The sequence below is a fragment of the Furfurilactobacillus siliginis genome, assembly GCF_001437435.1.
GTDB classification, from domain to species: Bacteria; Bacillota; Bacilli; order Lactobacillales; family Lactobacillaceae; genus Furfurilactobacillus; species Furfurilactobacillus siliginis.
The window spans coordinates 193,846-213,619 of sequence record NZ_JQCB01000002.1; the positions used below are offsets into that span (position 1 = coordinate 193,846).

The following is a 19,774-nucleotide window of genomic DNA, read 5'->3' on the forward strand; positions in this document are numbered from 1 at the left end:
CGTCACATCTGGTCGACGGTGAGCAAAGCGAACTTGCTAATGACCTGGCGCTGGCGGATACTGCCCCCTCGACTATTTGCGGCGACGATAAGTTTCAAAGCGGTACGGCCACTGATTTTTTTCATCGGCAGCATGCGCCTGCACATCAGCTAACTGCCAGACAGTTGTGTCGATGGCTGGCATCGTCGTATCGCCAGCAAACGTTGCATCAATGCGCGTGATCAACAGCTGATCTGCTAATGGCAACAGTGCTTCATACAACCGGACGCCACCGATGACAAATAGGTCTTCCTCCTCATGGTCGTGAATGTACGCAGTCAGACCAGCCAGACTGCGCATCATAATCACCCCATCAACTGACGGCAAGCTGGCTGACAGCACGATGTTCGTGCGCTTTGGTAATGGTCGTCCAATCGACAGCCACGTCTGCTTACCCATGATAATCGTGTGACCGGTCGTTTGTTGTCGAAAGTACTTTGCATCAGCTGGCAAATGCCAGGGTAATTGCCCGTTTGCACCAATTAAGTGATTGGCATCCTCTGCCCAAATAAGACTTAGCATGACAGCCTCCTAAACCGCTACCGGTGCTTTAATCGCGGGCAATGGAGCATACCCTTCTAGCTTGATGTCATGCATATCATAATCAAAAATACTTTGTTTATCCGGATTCAACCACAGTTTTGGTGCTTGCCGTGGCGTTCGTGACAGTTGTTCAGCCACTTGATCCATATGATTCATATAAATGTGAGCATCCCCAAGTGTGTGCACAAATTCACCCACCTGCAGTCCGCATTCTTTTGCAATCATAGATGTCAACAAGGCATAACTAGCAATGTTAAACGGTACGCCTAAGAAAATATCGCCTGAGCGTTGATATAACTGACATGACAACTTCCCGTCGGCAACGTAAAACTGGAACATGGTGTGACAAGGTGGCAATGCCATGGTTGGAACGTCTTCTGGATTCCAAGCGGAGACAATCAACCGCCGTGAATCAGGATGCGCCTTGATCATGTCGATTACGTTGGCAATTTGATCAATTGTTTCACCAGTCGAAGTCTTCCACTTACGCCACTGGGATCCATAGACCAATCCTAATTCGCCAAACTGTTTTGCAAAGGCATCATCATGAAGAATATTTTCATCAAATTGCTTCTTCTCAACCTGATAGATGTCATTAAATGCTGGATCTGTTTGACTGCGATGACCAAAGTCGGTCATATCTGGCCCAGTATACGCATCACTGGTGACATAACGTTGAAAGGCCCATTCATCCCAAATATGATTTTTGTGCTCAAGTAGGTACCGAATGTTGGTGTCGCCGTGTAAGAACCACAATAATTCACTTTTAATCAGTCCAAAAGGTACCTTTTTAGTTGTTAGTAACGGAAAGCCCTCGTTCAAATCAAAACGCATCTGATAGCCGAACAACGACTTGGTGCCAGTGCCCGTTCGGTCAGTTTTGACAGTACCGTGCTCAAACACGGTTCGTTCCAATTGTAGATAAGCATCTTCAAGCATAGTGAATCCTTTCTTATGCAAATTGACTGAGGTATTCCCAACGTTCCATGGCGGTCGTCAACGCTTGATCAGTGGTTTCAAACTGCTTTTGTAACTCCGCCAGTTTACCATAGTCTGCGCCGTTTTCAGTCATGGCATTACTGATCGTTTGCTTCTGTTCCTCTAGTTCGTCGATGTGCGCTTCAATGACATCCCACTCTTTTTGTTCCGCGTACGTTAATTTCTTCTTTGGCGCTGGTGTACTAGCAGTCTCTGCAGTAGACGCATCTGCTTTGACAGCAACACTCGGTGCTTTAGCGGCCTCATCTTGCGCGGCTAAATATTGACTGAAACGTCCGCTATATCGATCAATCACGCCATTACCACTGAAAATCAGCAGCTGATCGGCAACTTTATCTAGGAAGTACCGGTCATGTGAGACGGTGATGACCGTACCAGCGAATCGACTCAAGTAGTCTTCTAAGACCGTTAATGTGCCGATATCTAAATCGTTAGTCGGCTCATCTAAGAACAAGACATTTGGTTGACTCATCAACAGCTTCAATAAATACAAGCGCCGTTTTTCACCACCAGACAGCTTCCGAATCAATGTGCCATGCATGAAACGAGGAAATAAGAATTGCTCCAGCAGATTCGTGGTACTGATTTCATTCCCATCTTTATCTTTAACCGTTTCCGCGACTTCATTTAGGTAGCTGATCATCCGCTTGTCACCGGGGATGGGTTCCGTTTGTTGCGTATAGTAGGCCAGCTTCACCGTTTCACCGATGGTAACTGTCCCTGAATCGACGGGGATTCGCTGTGCGAGCACGTTTAACAAACTGGACTTACCGGCACCATTATTTCCAGTGATCCCAATGCGGTCACCACCTTGGATCAATAAGTTAAAGTCCGATAGTAGTGAATGACCACCAAGCGAGAGGTCGACGTGTTCAGCAATAATGACCTTTTTGCCCAAGCGCTGCTGTCCTAAGTTGATATCCACATCATCATCAACTTGCAGTGTGTTTAGATTATCTTTGATGTCATTAAAGTGATTGACCCGTGCTTGCTGCTTAGTTCCCCGCGCTTGTGGTGAGGTCCGCATCCATGCCAATTCTTTTTTATACAGTTGATTTTGTTTACGATCAGCCTCAACGGCATGTTCCACACGAACCGCCTTTTGTTCCACGAAACTTTGATAATTCCCCTGGTATTCAAAAAGATCACCAAAGGATAGTTCAAAGATCCGCGTTGCCACAGCATCCAGAAAGTAACGATCATGCGTCACGACTAAAACGGCACCTGGATAACTAGCGACGTATTTCTCTAGCCAGGCAATTGAATCAAAGTCCAAGTGGTTGGTCGGTTCATCCAATAGTAACAAGTCTGGTGCTTGAATCAGTACCTGTGCCAAACCGACACGCTTTCGCTGCCCACCAGATAATGTTTTGACAGGTTGCGTCAAATCGGTGATATGAAGCTGTGTCAAAATCGTCTTGACGTTGCTTTCAGCCAGCCAAGCATCTTCTTGGTTCATAGCGGCTTCAGCTTTTGTGTAACGATTCAGTAGTGCTTCATCCGTTGGATCATTGCTGTAGGCATCTAACGCTTGCTCATAACGACGAATCGTTGCGAACACTGGCTGCGCACCAGCAAAGACTGCCTCCAAGACAGATAAACTATCATCTAATTCAGGTATTTGCTTAAGGTAGCTAATACGATAATCGTTAGGCGACTCAAATTTACCATCATCTTGTGGTTCAATGCCGGCAATTGTATTTAACAAAGATGTCTTCCCACTCCCATTGGTGCCAATCAGACCAATCCGGTCATGTTCGCCAATCAGAAAGTCGACATCCTTAAATAAGGTTTTTTCCCCGTATGTCCGGGTTAGGTGTTCTGCTCTTAATGTTTGCATGTTATCCTTTGAAAACTTAATTTTGGTACTAGCAACTAACTTATTTCGTGCTGTCTTTGACTAAATTGTCTTTGGCATAATCTAATAAGGCGGTGTGTTCATTAGTAACTTGCTGCTTAATCACAGCCGCAATTAATTTATCCAGCGTATCGCCAATCGCTGGTCCTGGCTGTAGATTTAAATCATGCATTAGATCCGCACCAGTCACAGCTAATTCATGTTTGTCATGAATTGGCAGTTTTGCATAAGCATCCTGCCAGAGGTTAAGGTCACTAGGTCCATAGCCACTTATTTGTGCGACATGACTTCCTGCTGTAATCGTATCTGGCGTCATTTCAAACAGCACTTGGTCACTGACCTGGTGATATTGCTGTGCATAAGCCAAGTGTAATGCCAAATTCACATCCTTAATAATGTGATTAGCGGTCTTCCAGGCTTGCAAAAATTCGACCATGTCTGGATAAGACAACCCTAAATGCAACGCAACCATCGCCCAAACTTCCACTTCTGACGCCATGCGTAGTTTCGGCAACGTTGCAATCGTCGATAAATCAATGGTATGTCCGACTAAACCAGGACAATAATCAGCCAGTGTGGTTTGAATCATTAGGCCCATGCCACGGTGTGCGGCTGATCCCATCATCATTTTGACAAACTCTTCATGAATTCGTTCAACCGCAATCTTGCTCAACAAGCTGGCATGATCTTTAATCGCAGCTAATGTGGCAGGCTCGATGGCAAAATTAAGTTGACTAGCGAAGCGCACTGCACGCATCATACGCAAGGCATCCTCACCAAAACGGTCTTCAGGATTGCCGACAGCACGAATCACGCCGGCTTTTAAGTCAGCTAAGCCATCAAACAAATCCACAACGGTGCCATCATGTTTTAAGGCCAATGCATTGATGGTAAAGTCTCGCCGTTTTAAATCATCTTCTAGGTGACGGACAAACGTCACTTCATCTGGGCGCCGGTAATCTTGATAGCCCGATTCTGTTCGGAAGGTCGTCGTTTCATAACCGGTGCCATGATCTAGAATCATCACTGTGCCATGTTCAATTCCGGTATCAACGGTCCGTTTAAAAAGTGCTTTGACCTCTTCTGGGTAAGCACTGGTGGCAATATCAACATCATGAATCGCCTTTCCAAGGATGGTATCACGCACCGATCCGCCGACAAAATACGCTTCATACCCGGCGTGCTCCAGTGTTTCTAAAATCGGCTGGGCACCAATAAATTCTTCTGGCAACTGTGCTAACTGCATGTTGCGACCTCCCTTGCCTGTTTGCTTTTTAAAACGTGATCAACAGATTAGTTAATAACTATTTTAGCAGAAACTCATCGACGTTACACTATGGCTAATCGCGAAGTGGTCTGCTATCTTTAGTGGTAGACAAATTTAACTAGATCGAGGATTTTTTATGCGACAAGATGAAACGATGCGGTTGCGTGACTTTTTATTTATTGCCATCGGTGCAGCGATGTACGCGTTTGGCCTAGTGTACATTAACATCGTCAATAAATTGGCAGATGGTGGTGTCGCCGGAATTGCTTTGATTTTGCGGGCGCTATTTAACCTGAACCCGGCTTACACAACCTTTGCAATCAACATTCCGCTACTAATTATTGGGTGGCGCTTGCTTGGTCGACGCTCATTTGTATACACCGTCTTTGGTATCGGTATGCTGTCTTTTTGGCTGTGGGTCTGGCAGCGCGTCCCTGTCGCAATCGACATCCATCATGACTTGTTCATCGCAGGTACCTTAGCGGGAATTACTGGTGGATTTGGTTGTGGTTTGGTTTACCGCTCAGGTGGCACGCTCGGTGGGACCGACATCATTGCTCGCATTTTTGAAAAGCAAAGTGGTGTGCCAATGGGACGCGGTTTGTTAATTCAAGATGTCATCGTGTTGACGGCCTCTCTCATCTATATTGACGTGGTGCACATGATGTACACGCTGTTGTGTGCCTTTGTGTTTACACAAATCGTTAACTTCACCCAGGCCGGTGCTTATGCCGCCCGCGCAATTATGATTATGAGTGATAAAAACGAGGAAGTCGCCGCGGCAATCATTGCCGAGCTGCAACGAGGTGTCACGTATTTGAATGCTGAAGGCGGCTTTACTAATACACCTAAGAAAATGATCTACTGCGTCATTAGCCCACGTGAGGTGCAAACGATGCGACGGATTGTCGAGCGGATCGACGAACATGCCTTTTTATCGATTCTCCCTGTTCAACAAAATCTCGGTGAAGGCTTCACTTACAAAGTGGTCAAACGTAATTCATTATTTTAGAAGGTGATTTAATGACAACTAACCAACCTAATGATGCTTGGCTAGATGAACTCGGCGAACTAGTTGAAGATGGTCAACTACACTTCTACACGCGCCTTACCTTGCTACTGATTAGCAAAGGTTATACCCCTGCAGAATTTTTGGCCCCCGGCTTTAAAACAACCTTTGCGACCATTCATTGGTTACCCTTTGAACGTCAATTCATTCAAGCCTTCAGACGTCATCAAGCGGCATTAGACCAGCAGGTCGACTGCCAAGATCCATTTTTAAAACCAGTTATAGCGTCCCCGCATCTCTCAATAGCTGAACTGCAGGACGTTTTAGATAGTGATACACAACGTATTGGTTTCAGCCTACAACTAAACGAATTACAAGAAGCATACGAAAAGAAGGTGTGATCGAAAAATCGGTCACACCTTCTTTCTTTGATAACTTTAAATTGTTAATGCTAATAACCTTGGTCTTCATAATCTTCTAAAGCAGCAACCATTTCAACATCGTCTGGTTGAACCTTAAGGTAATCGCGCAATAAGCTGACGGCCGTTTCAACCTGACCTTGCTCGCGATAGAAGTAAAATGCTGGCTTCAAGAAGTCCACATTATCCGTAAAGTACGGGCGTGCGGCCTCGTAATAAGTTAATGCCTGTTCATCGTCTTCTAAGCGCACATAAGACACTGCCAAATTCCAATAAACCTGAGGATCAACTTGGTCATTTTGAACATACTGACTTGCTAGATCAACGTTTGCAATATCGTTTTCTTCTTGAACATATAGATTGCTCAACTGCAACATGAGCGTTTGATTATCAGGATCCAATGCTAATCCGCGGCGGAAATCGTCAATCGCTGTGTCATTTTCCTTGAGCCGCAATGCCAAATTGGCCGCCTGTGCGAATAAGTCCTGGTTGTATTCATCTACACTCAGACCTTCTTGAGCGACCTTATAGGCTTCTTCAATCTGATTATCATCTGTCAATGCATGCGCCAAATAAGGATACAGCGATGCATATGAAGGATCTTCTTCACGTAGCTGCTCAAATGTCCGAATGGCCTTTTGATTATCCTTTAGCTGCGTGTATACAAACCCTAGTTGGAACCGCACGTCAGGCGTCATATCGCCTTCGTGAATTTGTTCTAGGTAACCGACAGCTTGCTCAAACTTACCGGCATTCGCATAAGCAACCCCGATACGAGAAACAAGGTCCACGTTTTCCATTTTCGGAATACCTTGCTTAATGAGCGCCAGATAGTAGTCAATTGCCTTTTGGTATTCACGCATCATAAAGTAAAATTCACCTAACGCAAACATAACGACTGGCTCTGTTGGTGCAATTCGCGCCGCAGTAAGCAGTTTTTGCTCACTTACTTCGAACAATTCTTCTGATTGGTATAAATCTGCTGCAACCAGCAAACTTTCAAGATATGCGTCAGATTCTGGCTTTACCGCGTCTAAATAATTTGTCGCCGCATCAATATCGTTTTCATCAATCGCAATATCAGCCAAACTGGTCCGTAATTGATCTTCATCTGGATACTTTTTTAATAATTGTTCATAGATTCGCTGTGCTTTTTTATTAAATCCCAAACCATATAATTGTTCAGCAAAATTGTACAGCGTATCATCATCGTCTTTACGTAATGCCCATGCATACAGCTTGTTGGCCTCATCGACCTGGCCGCTTTGCAATGCATCGAGCATTTGTTCTGAATAACTGGTTGCTTCACTCACTGCCACTTACCTCCGTACGATTGTAATCGCCATAATAGTGTACGCCTGAAACTCGTTTGGCGCTAGTAAATGACTTGTCGGAAACGACTGGATCTCATTTTAGGTTTTGCTAAAGCCCACGTACAAGCAAGACCCATGATACTTTTGTACAAAAAAAGACTCGCCTAAGCGAGTCTCACCATCAAGTAATAAATTACTTAACAGCATCCTTCAAAGCTTTACCTGGCTTGAATGCAGGTACTTTGCTTGCAGGGATTTCGATTTCTTGCCCAGTTTGTGGGTTACGGCCCTTACGAGCTGCGCGTGAGCGTACTTCGAAGTTACCGAAACCGATCAATTGAACTTTGTCGCCATCGGCCAAGCTCTTTTGAACTGAAGCAAAAACTGCATCAACTGCAGCAGTTGCGTCCTTCTTGGTTAAACCAGTTGCAGCAGCAACATCGTTAACTAATTGTGCTTTGTTTGCCATGTGAGATTTCACCTCCGGATTTGGGTTTAGACGTTTAATTATGTAAACATCTAGTAACCATCTCTGAGTGGTCCAGAAATGGCGAAACAATAGCGGTAAGCCGCATCATTTCAACATTTAATTTACCACACAGGCACAGTTTGAACAAGTGGAAAAGTGCAATTTAAGCTGTTAAATCAATGTTTCAAGCACTTTTCATGATGAAATTGATAAAATCGTCTCTAATTGCCTTATGCAACTATTTCCGTTGCCGTGCAATCAGGTGAATTGGTGTCCCCGTAAAGTCGAAAGCCTTACGGATTTGATTCTCTAAGAATCGTGCATAAGAGAAATGTAACAGTTCAGGATCATTCACAAAGAGAACAAAGGTTGGCGGTTGAATCGCCACTTGAGTCACATAATAAACGCGTAAACGACGCCCATTTTGAGTTGGCGTAGGCGTTGTGGCAATGGCATCCGTAATAACGTCATTCAATGTTGATGACTGAATCCGCTTCCGATGGTTTTCATTAACTTGTTTGATTAATTCTGGCAACTTGTCCAACCGTTGGTGCGTCTTTGCAGATACAAACACGATTGGTGCGTAATCCAAGTACTGGAATTCTTCTCTAATTTCAGCTTCAAAATTAGCCATGGAATAATTATCCTTGGTCAACGTGTCCCATTTATTGACAACAATGATGATGGCCCGGCCCGCTTCGTGCGCATAACCAGCAACGTGCTTGTCTTGTTCGCGAATCCCCTCTTCGGCATTCAACACGACCAGCACAACATCACTTTTATCAATGGCACTCATGGCGCGCATAACTGAATAGCGTTCAGTGTTTTCATACACCTTGCCGCGTTTACGCAAACCAGCCGTATCCACCATCGTAAAGACATCGCCTTCAGGATCTGTAAACTGCGTGTTAATTGCGTCACGCGTGGTTCCTGAAACATCCGATACGATCACCCGGTCTTCGCCAAGTAACGCGTTAACAATGGAAGATTTACCAACGTTAGGACGGCCAATTAAACTGAACCGAATCGTGTTGTCTGCTTCATTTTCAGCATCGGCTGGAAATTCCTTAACAACATCATCAAGCAAATCTCCCAAACCAGTTCCATGAGCACCAGAAATCGGATGTGGTTCACCAAAACCAAGTGAGTAAAAATCATAGATAGCTTGGCGTTGTTCAGGATTATCGGCTTTGTTAACAGCTAATAAGATTGGCTTGTCAGCCCGATAAAGAATTTTTGCAACCTGTTCATCTTCATCCGTAACACCTTCAGGCGCACTCGTCAAAAAGACAATCACATCTGCTTCATCAATGGCAATTTCAGCCTGGGCAGTAATCTGTGCACTAAATGGTTGGTCAGATAAGTCAATCCCACCTGTATCAATTAAGTTAAAATGCCGACCAAGCCACTCTGCAGATGAATAAATCCGGTCACGAGTGACTCCTGGGGTGTCTTCCACGATGGATACACGATCGCCCACTAGTCGGTTAAAAATCGTTGACTTGCCGACGTTTGGTCTGCCGACAATGGCAACTGTTGGGTTAGCCATAGCTACCTCCTCTAAAAATCATAATTAAATGTACGCGTAAGAACCTCGTTATAGTGTACGCAACCCGCAAACGAAGCGCAACTTAAATTAAAATGTGCTTGTAACAAAAGAAGGCCCATATCCCGCAATTGGGGACTGGGGCCTTCTTTAAAAGTGTTGTCAATTTGCAAGTAATTGCTTACTTGTTTAAGTCATCACCAGTCAAATCACCGATGGTGAAACCACCATCGTCGTTGCTAGCATAGTTTTGAACATCGGCACGTGAAGCACCTTTGTTATCATCAGATGCTTCTGCATCTTCACTAGCAGCTGGTTTTTCTTGTAAAGCCTTGATTGATAAACCAAGCCGTTGTTGGTCAGGATCAACGTTCAAGACCTTAACTTGTACATCTTCACCAACTTTAAGTACGTCATTAGGCGTAGCAATGTGTTCGTGAGAGATTTGTGAGATATGAACTAACCCTTCAACACCAGGGAATACTTCAACGAAGGCACCAAAGTCTGTCAAACGACGAACTTTACCATCAAGTACAGCACCAGCTGGGGCCTTTGATTCAATATCATCCCAAGGACCAGGTTGTGTTTGCTTCAATGAAAGTGAGATTCGTTGACGATCTGCATCAACATTCAAGACCTTAACAGAGATCTTGTCGCCAACCTTCAAGACATCGCTTGGCTTGTTAACGTGATCGTATGAAATTTCAGAAACGTGAACTAATCCATCAACACCGCCAAGGTCAACGAAGGCACCGAAGTCTGTCATCCGAGCAACAGTTCCCTCGATAACATCGCCAGCAGCTAAGTTTTCGAATAATTCAGCACGCTTAGCCTTGTTTTCAGCTTCAACGATGGCACGGTGTGATAAGATCAACCGGTTTTCGCTTGGTTCGATTTCAATAATCTTGAATGTTAATTCTTGACCCTTGAATTGGTTCAAGTCTTCAACGTAGTGATCTGAAACCATTGATGCAGGTACGAAACCACGTACGCCGGCATCAACGACTAACCCACCCTTAACAACTTGTGTAACAGTTGCGTCAAGGTTATCACCGCTTTGGTATTCTTTTTCAATGTTATCCCATGCTTTACGGGCTTCTAAACGACGTTGTGACAGTAAGTAGCTACCGCCTTCCTTATCGTTACCAATCCGTGAGATAACAACTAAGTCCATCACATCGCCAACGTTTAATGTATCAACGTCTGCTGTCAATTCCTTAACTGGTACAACACCTTCAACACCAGTTTCACCAATCCCAACAATTGCTTGCCGGTCTTCGTCAATGGCCAATACTTCACCCTTAACGACATCACCAATGTTTACTTGGCCTGCGTTGTTTAACGCGTCTAATAATTCTTTGTTGTCTTCGCTTTCGCTCATCAAAAAAATCCTCCTAGTGACAATATCTATTTAATATCATAATCGAATGAAGCCAGAAATGCTAGTAAATAAGCCTAAGCTTGCAGATTTATATATTTATCAATTGCATCAGCAATTTTGTTGACCACCTCTTCAATGGTTAAAGACGTGGTATCAACTAATTCTGCATCAGTTGCTTGCGTCAATGGTGACGTAGCTCGGTGCGAATCTTTGTAGTCACGTGCGGCAATTTCTTGTTCTAACGTCGCCAGCGAAACATCGATTCCCTTTGCCTGATTTTCTTTAAACCGACGTTGCGCACGTTCTGCCACGCTCGCTTCTAAGAAAATCTTCACCTGGGCATTTGGTAGGACCGTTGTGCCAATGTCACGTCCGTCCATTACAATGCCACCTGCCGCAGCAATCGTCTGCATCTGCGCCGTTAATGCTGCTCGTACCGCAGGCAAAGCTGCAACAGTTGACACGTTATTGGTAACCGTTTCTTCACGAATAACCCGTGTGACATCCTGATCGCCAGCAAAAACTAACTGATCCGGCGTCCCTGGTGCAAAGTGAATTGGTGTTTTTTCAACCACAACCATTACTGCTGCTTCGTCATCCAAAGCAACCTTGGCGTCCATAGCTGCCCAAGTAATGGCGCGGTACATGGCACCGGTGTCCAAATAGACATAACCATATTTTGCTGCCACTAATTTGGCAACCGTACTCTTACCAGCCGAAGCTGGTCCGTCGATGGCAACCTGAATGCCGCTAATGACGGAATCACTCATTCTGCTCACTCCTCAACCTTCATTTCAATCGTCCCTTAATTATACAGAACCTAAGATAAAAAAACGAGAGCGAAATATAAGTCGCTAAGTCACGAGCATGACCTAGAACAATCGTACGGGTTGATTTTTAACCCGGTAGATTGTTCGTAGTCTGCACCGTTTCCAATATGAAAACAAAGCGTGTTTGGGATAAGATGACCTGTCCCAAACACGCTTTGTAATTTACGAGATTAAATATTAAAGAAAGTGGCTTACTTAATCTTCAGCTGTTGTCCAGGTGCAACCTGTGACGAACTGCTAAGTCCGTTTAACGTCAACAATTGTTGGAGAGACAACCCATTGTTAGCAGCTACCCGGTACAAACCTTCCCCAGGCTGGACAGTCACATAAGTGCTGTCACTACTTGATGAGGCAGCGCTGCTGGCACTTTCCTGGCTGCTGCTTGATGTTTCGCTACTACTAGTGTCGCTGCTACTGCTACTTGTACTCGCTTTTGCAGAATGATCACTTTTTTTAGATGCGTCACTGGCAGACGATTTCTTGTCCCCTTGGCTACTGCTCGATGCGGCCTTCTTCTTAGACGAAGACACCGAGACAGCTCCTTGCGGATGGTTAAAAGAATTCATGTGTGAAATGTAATACGTGACTGGCACAGCGGCCAAAGCAATGATTACCAACACTAGAATCGTCGTGATCAACGCATTATGACTATTTCGTTTACGGTTGGCTGTCCGGGACGCTTCACCATTGTCCTCGGAAAACTTTTTATTCCACGGTTTTTGATCCTGTGGGTCATTATTCTGGCTCATGACCATTCCTCCTGATCGTTATACTAATTAGTAGTTTAGCATACCCGGCGCGCTTAATTTATAAATTTTTCGCTAAAAAGCTGGCGCATCTGTGTTTGCCAATCTGGTAGCTGTAGGTTCACGCGCGGCTCATCATCGGCTAAATCGAGTGATGAAAGTGTCATCGTCGTTGCCGAATTTGCACAACAATGATCATCATGGCTGGGTGCTGATTCATCGAAAGCAGCCAACAAATTCTTTCGTAGGCAGTCTGGTTCGTCTATATATTGCATCAGTTTGCGTAATGCAAGTCGACGGGATTGTAATCGCTTGGCCAGTAACTCAATCAATTCATCCATCCCGTAACCATGCTCTTTGTAGTAGCCAACCAATCTTTCGGGATCACTTTGCAGTACTGGCTGGTGTTCTGCATACACCCGTCCGATGGTTGCCTTATCTGGCAATTGTAAATCTGCTAGATCTGCTGGTAGCTGCGCATCACCAGGTGCAACTAGTAATGTCGCAATACTTTGTTGACCATCACGGCCAGCCCGACCAATTTCTTGGACATAATCCAGTAGATTACTCGGCATATGATAATGAATGACAAAACGAATGTCTGCTTTGTCAATTCCCATACCAAATGCACTCGTCGCGCAGACCACTTGCAGCCGATCCAACATAAATTGCTGTTGCACGGAAAATCTGGTCGTCGCTTCTAAGCCTGCATGATAGCTGGCTGCGTTAATGCCAGCCACTTGAAATCGTTGCGCCCATTCATCAGCCTGCTTTTTACTCGAAAAATAGATAATTCCAGGCTTTTTACTACTTTCAACAAGTGTCAATAAAGCTTCATTCTTTTGCTTACGGGAGGTAAAGCGCATAACATTCAAAAAAATATTAGTTCTATCGACTGACTGCCGGACGACTGCATGATTTGCAGATAATTGGAGTACCTTTTCAATGTCAGTTTGCACTTGATGATCTGCAGTAGCGGTCACTGCTAACGTCAATGGCTCTCCCAATGCTTCGCGAACTGTACCCAAGCTTCGATAGGCTGGTCGAAAATCAGGCCCCCAGGTAGAGATACAATGTGCTTCGTCGATGACTAATAACCCGATTTGAAGACGCCTTAACGCCTGTATGACATCATTATTGAGCAACATTTCAGGTGATGTAAAAATAAACCGAAACTGATCTAATCTTTGTAGTGCCTGCATTCTTTCCGGTGGTGTCATCATTGAATTAATTGCCACCGCCCGCCGTTCACCGCGTTGGTTGAGACGGCCAACCTGATCTTGCATTAAAGATAATAGTGGCGACACAACTAAACATGGCCGATTTAATAAATAAGTAGCCAATTCATACACTAATGTTTTCCCGCTACCTGTCGGTAAAACAGCAAGTACGTCGCGGCCGTGCTGCAAGCCATCTAGTGCTGCTGCTTGACCCGGATGAAAGTCGCTAAAACCAAAGTGTGTCCGCAAGGCAGCCTGACGTTCTCGAGCAAAATCCACGTCTGATTGCTTCAGCTTTAACCGCGGATCATTTTGTTTTACGTGTGTTGGATCAACGGCCATTTTTTGTCTCCCAAATTTGAACTAAACGAAATGTGAAATAATCTGTGACAGCTTCCTGCTGATTGAAATCCCAGTCATCAATATTAGCTGGTTCACTGGCCAGTAGGCTTTTAATATCTGTTTGTGTCAGACATTTCTGATACGGAAAATCTTCCATCGGTAGCAAAATCGCCGCCGTTAATAAATGTTCACTAACAGTGCTGAACTTTAGACGTCGCCGCGAACTGATCGCTTCACGCGAATATCCCTGCAAAACACCTGCTAGGGTATCGCGAACCGATTTTGATAAACGATCATGTAGTTGTGGTTTGATCAACGCGTGCAACCCATCTTGTGGCGGTAGTTGTTCGGCAAAATTAACCAGTGACATCCAGTTGGCGGCTTGTCGTAGACGAAGCTGCCATTCAGGTTGATCCAATTGGCTTGCCAACTGTGTGAAGGTCAATCCTGGATGTTCATGCCCAACTAACTGACTAACAAACAGTTGGGCATCAGCTGCCGACAATGTTTGTAGCCAGTTGGTTATTGCCTGACTCAACGGCTGCTGTTGCGGTTGTCTAAACCAGCGACGAACCTGTTTTCTGGCTTGTTCAGTCACACTCAGTGGAAAGTACTGCATCGCTTGGTAACTTTGTTGTGAGGTAGCTTGAATCGCCAGCAAGGTGGTTTCAATTAATTGTCGTTGATGAACTTCTGATGCACGTTCCCGTAAATTTTCTGGATACAACTGTGTTACTAATTCTACTTGCGACTGGCCATCATCAACGATCAACAATTGATCATCGTCGTTTTCCACAATCCGACCGGCATTTTTCAAGGTCTCAATTGCATTCGTGAATTCCTCCCAACTTACTGTCGGAACTGTATTTAACCAAGACAGTAAGCCGTAACGTAAACTCCAATACAAAATTGAAACTGTCTTCACACCGCGAAGACAATTAAAAATAACTTTTGGTCGTCTTGTCTGCGTCGTTGATAACAGTGCGTATAAAAATTCTGAATCCACCGCATACCCTCCTGCTGAAAAACGTGTTGGTGTTAGTTTAACACTGCGCATCAGTGTCTCGCATGACAGAAATTATTGCGTGCTAATTTTTTTCAAAAATAAAAAGGCTGGTCAGCATTTTTTTGCTGTCAGCCTCAAATAGTTACTTTGAACGATGATGCGACCGTGTTCGTGACCGCTTATTAGTTCCTTGTTGTGCAATGGCCTCACGTAATGTAGCCAATTCAGCTGGTTTCAATTCACGGTAGTCACCAGATGTCATGCCATCTAAAGTCAGTGGGCCGTAGCTATCACGCCGTAACTTTTCAACTGGTACACCAATTGCGGCCAACATATTTTTGACCTGATGGTTATGCCCTTCATGAATCGTCAACTGCACAATAGCAGTATTCCGACGGTGTTCAGTACTGATCACCTTGGTCTTAGCGGGCGCAGTTTTATGGCCATCAACTAGTAAACCGTGCCGTAACTGTTCCAAGGCTTCGTTTGTCGGAATCCCCTTAACTTTGGCGACATAGGTTTTATCAATCTTGTACTTTGGATGCATCAACTGGTTCGCTAAGGTGCCATCATTTGTCATCAATAATAAACCAGAGGTGTCATAGTCTAGACGACCAACTGGATAAATTCGTTCGTCAACATCTTGCAGCAAGTCAACAACTGTTTTACGACCTTTGTCATCATGTGCTGTAGAAACAACACCGCGTGGCTTGTACAACAGATAGTAAACATAATTTTCCCGCATGATGGATGCACCATCAACTTGGATGGCGTCATTTTGATCAACTTTTGTACCCAGTTCTTTGACCACTTCACCATTCACTTGTACATGTCCGGTAGTGATTAATTCTTCTGACTTTCGTCGTGACGCAACACCTGCTTGCGCCATTACCTTTTGTAATCGTTCCATTATTCGTTATCCCCTTGAGTTGTCTCTGTCTGCGCGTCAGTTCCCGTTAATTGGCTGGTAAACGCGGCTAAGAATAGATCGCTGGTCTCCGGCTGGGCTTCAGCCAACGTCTCCGTTTCTGGTAACGGTGGCAAATCAGTCAAGCTGGTCAACCCAAAGTAATCCAAAAACATCGGTGTTGTTTCATATAAAATTGGTCGGCCAGGCTCATCTTTGCGACCGTGTGCCACAATCAAATTTCGTAAAACGAGCTTTTGAACGGTCGCGGCACTGGAGACACCGCGAATTTCATCGATGTCAATTCTAGTTACCGGTTGTCGATACGCTGTAATCGCCAGAACTTCAAGCGACGCCTGCGACAAGTTAGTTGCCAGTGGCGCCTCGAAATACCGTTTGATAACTGGTGCTAGTTCACGTTTTGTTGCCAGCCGATAACTACCGTCTGTCACTAACAAGCACAGCGCAGATTGGGCATCCGCCTGATATTTTTCTGCCAGTTTCTCTAACATCAAATGAATCGCTGGTCGCATGAAGCCAGTTGCCTGTTCTAGTTCCGGAATAGTGATACCTTCATCCCCAGCTACAAACAAAAGACCTTCAATTTGTTCTAAATTAGTCATCACTGTCGTTTACGTCACTCATTTCATCTAATTCTGCCAATTCATCTTGTGCCAAATCAGCTTCTGTTTTCGGCCCTGCCTGAACCATAATCGGTTCGTCTACAGCTGCTTGACTGAACACAACGGCATTCAATTTAGCCAATTCCAACAACGCCAAAAAGGTTGTTACAACCTCATCAGTCGATGGTTGTTTCGAAAACAAGCTTTCAAAATCACACGGAACTTGACTCAATTGACTTAGCACAACATGCATCTGCTCACGAATCGAAAAGGTTTCTGTGTTCACCGTTCGTGAAACAGGCACACTTTTTAAACGATGCTTTAGCATATTTGCTAGTGCTTTTTGCAAGTCACCGGTAGTAAGCCCTGGCGCGAGTGTTGCCAACTGCACGTCATCTGGCACTGTCATCGCCGCCCGGGTGAATTGTTGCTTACGATCTTGTTCCTTATCGCGTAATTCACCGGCAGCTTGCTGATAACGCCGATACTCTAATAGTTGCGCGACTAGTTCCTCACGTGGATCAACAGCGTCCTCTTCCTCATCTGTCACCGGTTCAGGTCGCGGCAATAGCATGCGACTTTTAATGGTCATGAGAGTCGCTGCCATCACTAGGTATTCCCCAGCCACGTCTAATTTCATCGTCTTCATCTGATGTAGAAAGCTCAAATATTGCCCGGTAATGGCAGAAATTTGAATGTCATAGATATCCATCTCAGATGAACGAATTAAATGTAATAGCAGGTCAAGTGGACCTTCAAAATCAGCAATTTTGATGGTTGGTTGATTTGCTAGTGCTTGATTTAACTGTACTTCACGGTCGTGGGCTGCTTGACCAGCATGTGATTGTCGCGGCTTAGTGTCCATCAAGATTTTGCCACCGCATAATCATGGGCGTTGTGGCAATGGTCCCCATCACATGTAGCTGTGGGAAAAGTTCTGCAACGGCGTTTAAAATAGCTGCTCGCGTGGTGTCATTTCGATCTTGCGGTGAAAGCACTAATTGTCGCACAAGGACAACTTCGTCTAAACATTCTAGCCCAACAACCCCTGTGAATTGGTTATCTGCATTTTTCCATAAATACATTTGTCGATTATGGCCGGTCTTATACCAATCCAATTCACCAGTAAGGTGCTTCACACTGTGGAAATCCGGTAAAAACGATAATAGCCCCATTGTCGTTTTTTCATAATCATCTCGATATTTGACAAGCATCATTGCCACCTCCCTTCTGAAATTTAAGCCCGTGGATGCGCCTTTTTATAGACTTCAGTCAATCGTTGTTTAGAAATATGCGTATAGATTTGCGTCGTAGAAATATCTGCATGCCCCAACAGCTCTTGCACCACTCGCAGGTCAGCACCATTTTCTAAGATATGTGTCGCAAACGAGTGGCGCAACGTATGCGGCGTAACGCCCTTTGTGATACCGGCCGCTTTAACCTGTGCCTTTAGATTCTTCCAGACACCTTGACGCGTTAATTTGCGCCCATGCGCATTAACAAAAATCGTCGTGGTTGGTTGACCATGGACTAACTGCGGCCGAATATCGGTCATGTACTTCTCAAGCCATTCGCTAGCCACATCCCCAATGGGAATCACACGTTCTTTATCACCTTTACCAACGGTTTGAATGAAGCCAAGCTCCAAGTGTAAGTCACTCCCCGTCAAATTGACGACTTCACTAACCCGTAACCCAGTTGCATACATCACTTCAAGTAACGTACGGTCCCGTACGCCAAGCGGTTTGTTCACATCAGGGACAGCCAGTAATGCATCTACCTCAGCTACCGTTAACACTTGTGGTAAGTGTTGCGCAGGCTTGGGGGGATCAACTTTCAACATCGGATTGTTGGTCACATAACCATCGCGCGTCAAAAACAAGAAGTATTTGCGCAGGCTCGACACACTATGAATCACAGTATTACGCGCTTTATGTGCCTGATCTTCTGTTTGTAGGTAGTTCAGGACCACATACCGATCGACTTTTCGCAAATCGGTGATGTTTTGGCCTACTAAAAATTGATTAAAAGCACGAATGTCTCGTTCATAACTAATAATACTGTTCTCAGCCAAGCCGCGTTCCACCTTAATGTACGTCAGATATTCGCCTGCTGGGTCAGTTAATTGTGTGGGTAATGGTTTATTGGTGGTCATTAGCGGCCTGTTCTCCCGCAGCAGTCAATGTGATCCCTGTTGTTGCATCTTGTTCAATGTACCGCAGCTTTAACAAATGACCCACGGCACGCTTGAACTGACCCTTACTAATTCCAAAGTAGTCTTTGATGGCGTCTGGGCTACTTTTATCAGTAAACGGTAAGGTGTGACTACCAGCATGCGCCAATGCTGCCAATAATTGCCCTGCGTCATCGTCAATTGCTTGGTAAGACCGTGGCTTCAACGAAAGATTCAGGCCACCATCGGGACGCACACCGATTACGCGCGCATCAACGTGTTGACCCAGACGTGGTTCGCTTTCCCGTTCAGATGGATGGACAAAGCCGAGATAATAATCGTCGGTAATGACTAGTGTTCCCGCTAACTTAAGCCGGTACACAGTAGCCTTGGTATCCAAGTTCTTTTGTTGTGGTGTCGCCCGCCGACTGATGGCAGTAAAGATCTCTGTATCAGCCAAATGTCCCCATAACCGATCCTTTGCATCAACAACGAGGCTAATCATCAAACGGTCGCCTTTTTGAGGCGTTAAGTTATCAATGGTTGGCAGCTCATCAACAGATACAACAAAGTCTTTGTTTGGTAAGCCAACATCAACGAATACACCCAGTCCATGTGAAGAACGGACAACAGTCCCAAAATCATAATGACCAACTTGAACCTTAGGAATATTAGTTGTGATTTGAAAATTGTGTTCTTCGTTTTCGTACGCAAATCCAGTGATCTGTGCGCCGATACCAAGTTTATGATCAGCTTCCTTTTTATCAAACAAAAAGGCAAAGCCGTCACGTTGCACAATGTAATAATTATCGTTTTGATCCGTAACCTTGGTGTCGATTACGCGACCGAGTAAATCGTGCATAGTAGCCTCCAAATAGGTAGTTTCATGTTGACTATTATAGCAGAATCACGGTGTTGACGCGATAGCCACTCATAGAACAAGTTGTGTAGGTCATCGCAATTAAATAATGGTTGTCTTTGTATTGGTTTTTGACTGTTACTTTGGGTTTGTGTTTTACGCACTCAAATAGTTCAAACGACCGCTTCCCCAGCCACAAAAAAACTCGCAGACAAACTGTCTACG

Annotated in this window: 20 protein-coding genes; 2 read left to right on the plus strand and 18 right to left on the minus strand. The window is 44.8% G+C overall.

Features of this window, described 5'->3' with window-relative positions; genetic code table 11:
- Nucleotides 1-72 precede the first annotated feature (72 nt).
- Genes IV55_RS02360 through IV55_RS02375 form a run of 4 tightly spaced genes read right to left on the minus strand, consistent with a single transcriptional unit; the run spans nt 73 to nt 4,685 of the window.
- On the minus strand, nt 73-561 hold the full coding sequence (locus tag IV55_RS02360; RefSeq protein WP_057808962.1) for a dihydrofolate reductase: 489 nt from the start codon (nt 559-561) through the stop codon (nt 73-75).
- 9 nt (nt 562-570) lie between these two features.
- Entirely contained in the window at nt 571-1,521 is a 951-nt protein-coding gene (locus tag IV55_RS02365) for a thymidylate synthase (RefSeq protein ID WP_057808964.1), read from the minus strand.
- Between the two features lie 13 nt (nt 1,522-1,534).
- Nucleotides 1,535-3,421, minus strand: coding sequence for an ABC-F family ATP-binding cassette domain-containing protein (locus tag IV55_RS02370; RefSeq protein ID WP_057808966.1), 1,887 nt, complete (start codon nt 3,419-3,421; stop codon nt 1,535-1,537).
- A gap of 40 nt (nt 3,422-3,461) precedes the next feature.
- A complete protein-coding gene (locus IV55_RS02375; protein WP_057808967.1) occupies nt 3,462-4,685 on the minus strand; it encodes a CCA tRNA nucleotidyltransferase in 1,224 nt (407 codons plus the stop codon).
- A gap of 157 nt (nt 4,686-4,842) precedes the next feature.
- Here IV55_RS02375 and IV55_RS02380 point away from each other — a divergent pair, with 157 nt between their 5' ends.
- Together IV55_RS02380 and IV55_RS02385 are read left to right on the plus strand one after the other, a co-directional pair.
- On the plus strand, nt 4,843-5,718 hold the full coding sequence (locus IV55_RS02380; protein WP_057808969.1) for a YitT family protein: 876 nt from the start codon (nt 4,843-4,845) through the stop codon (nt 5,716-5,718).
- Nucleotides 5,719-5,729: 11 nt separating this feature from the next.
- Nucleotides 5,730-6,116: a hypothetical protein gene (locus tag IV55_RS02385; RefSeq protein ID WP_057808971.1), complete on the plus strand. Its 387-nt coding sequence runs from the start codon at nt 5,730-5,732 to the stop codon at nt 6,114-6,116.
- 50 nt (nt 6,117-6,166) lie between these two features.
- Here the strand turns inward: IV55_RS02385 and IV55_RS02390 are convergent, their stop codons facing one another.
- From IV55_RS02390 to IV55_RS02455, 14 genes are all read right to left on the minus strand, one after another.
- Nucleotides 6,167-7,417, minus strand: a complete 1,251-nt coding sequence (locus tag IV55_RS02390) for a tetratricopeptide repeat protein (protein WP_057809087.1) — start codon at nt 7,415-7,417, stop codon at nt 6,167-6,169.
- A gap of 223 nt (nt 7,418-7,640) precedes the next feature.
- A complete protein-coding gene (locus IV55_RS02395) occupies nt 7,641-7,916 on the minus strand; it encodes an HU family DNA-binding protein (protein WP_057808973.1) in 276 nt (91 codons plus the stop codon).
- Nucleotides 7,917-8,154: 238 nt separating this feature from the next.
- Nucleotides 8,155-9,465, minus strand: coding sequence for a ribosome biogenesis GTPase Der (gene der / locus IV55_RS02400; RefSeq protein WP_057808975.1), 1,311 nt, complete (start codon nt 9,463-9,465; stop codon nt 8,155-8,157).
- Between the two features lie 178 nt (nt 9,466-9,643).
- Entirely contained in the window at nt 9,644-10,843 is a 1,200-nt protein-coding gene (gene rpsA / locus IV55_RS02405) for a 30S ribosomal protein S1 (RefSeq protein WP_057808977.1), read from the minus strand.
- 74 nt (nt 10,844-10,917) lie between these two features.
- Nucleotides 10,918-11,613, minus strand: coding sequence for a (d)CMP kinase (gene cmk, locus IV55_RS02410; RefSeq protein WP_057808979.1), 696 nt, complete (start codon nt 11,611-11,613; stop codon nt 10,918-10,920).
- Between the two features lie 251 nt (nt 11,614-11,864).
- Nucleotides 11,865-12,422, minus strand: a complete 558-nt coding sequence (locus IV55_RS02415) for an SAG1386/EF1546 family surface-associated protein (RefSeq protein ID WP_057808981.1) — start codon at nt 12,420-12,422, stop codon at nt 11,865-11,867.
- Between the two features lie 53 nt (nt 12,423-12,475).
- Complete coding sequence (locus IV55_RS02420; protein ID WP_057808982.1) at nt 12,476-13,981, minus strand: RecQ family ATP-dependent DNA helicase; 1,506 nt, start codon at nt 13,979-13,981, stop codon at nt 12,476-12,478.
- Nucleotides 13,971-14,987: a YpbB family protein gene (locus IV55_RS02425; RefSeq protein ID WP_057808984.1), complete on the minus strand. Its 1,017-nt coding sequence runs from the start codon at nt 14,985-14,987 to the stop codon at nt 13,971-13,973. Before IV55_RS02425 ends, IV55_RS02420 begins: the two co-directional genes overlap by 11 nt.
- Nucleotides 14,988-15,129: 142 nt before the next feature.
- Entirely contained in the window at nt 15,130-15,897 is a 768-nt protein-coding gene (locus IV55_RS02430; RefSeq protein WP_057808986.1) for a pseudouridine synthase, read from the minus strand.
- Entirely contained in the window at nt 15,897-16,517 is a 621-nt protein-coding gene (gene scpB, locus IV55_RS02435; RefSeq protein WP_057808988.1) for an SMC-Scp complex subunit ScpB, read from the minus strand. Before scpB ends, IV55_RS02430 begins: the two co-directional genes overlap by 1 nt.
- Nucleotides 16,510-17,382, minus strand: a complete 873-nt coding sequence (locus tag IV55_RS02440) for a segregation and condensation protein A (RefSeq protein WP_083483905.1) — start codon at nt 17,380-17,382, stop codon at nt 16,510-16,512. The genes scpB and IV55_RS02440 overlap by 8 nt, the downstream gene beginning before the upstream one ends.
- On the minus strand, nt 17,372-17,734 hold the full coding sequence (locus IV55_RS02445; protein ID WP_225425816.1) for an N-acetyltransferase: 363 nt from the start codon (nt 17,732-17,734) through the stop codon (nt 17,372-17,374). The genes IV55_RS02440 and IV55_RS02445 overlap by 11 nt, the downstream gene beginning before the upstream one ends.
- Before the next feature lie 20 nt (nt 17,735-17,754).
- Nucleotides 17,755-18,672: a site-specific tyrosine recombinase XerD gene (gene xerD, locus IV55_RS02450; RefSeq protein WP_057808992.1), complete on the minus strand. Its 918-nt coding sequence runs from the start codon at nt 18,670-18,672 to the stop codon at nt 17,755-17,757.
- Nucleotides 18,659-19,552, minus strand: a complete 894-nt coding sequence (locus IV55_RS02455) for a CvfB family protein (RefSeq protein WP_057808994.1) — start codon at nt 19,550-19,552, stop codon at nt 18,659-18,661. Before IV55_RS02455 ends, xerD begins: the two co-directional genes overlap by 14 nt.
- Nucleotides 19,553-19,774: the final 222 nt, after the last annotated feature.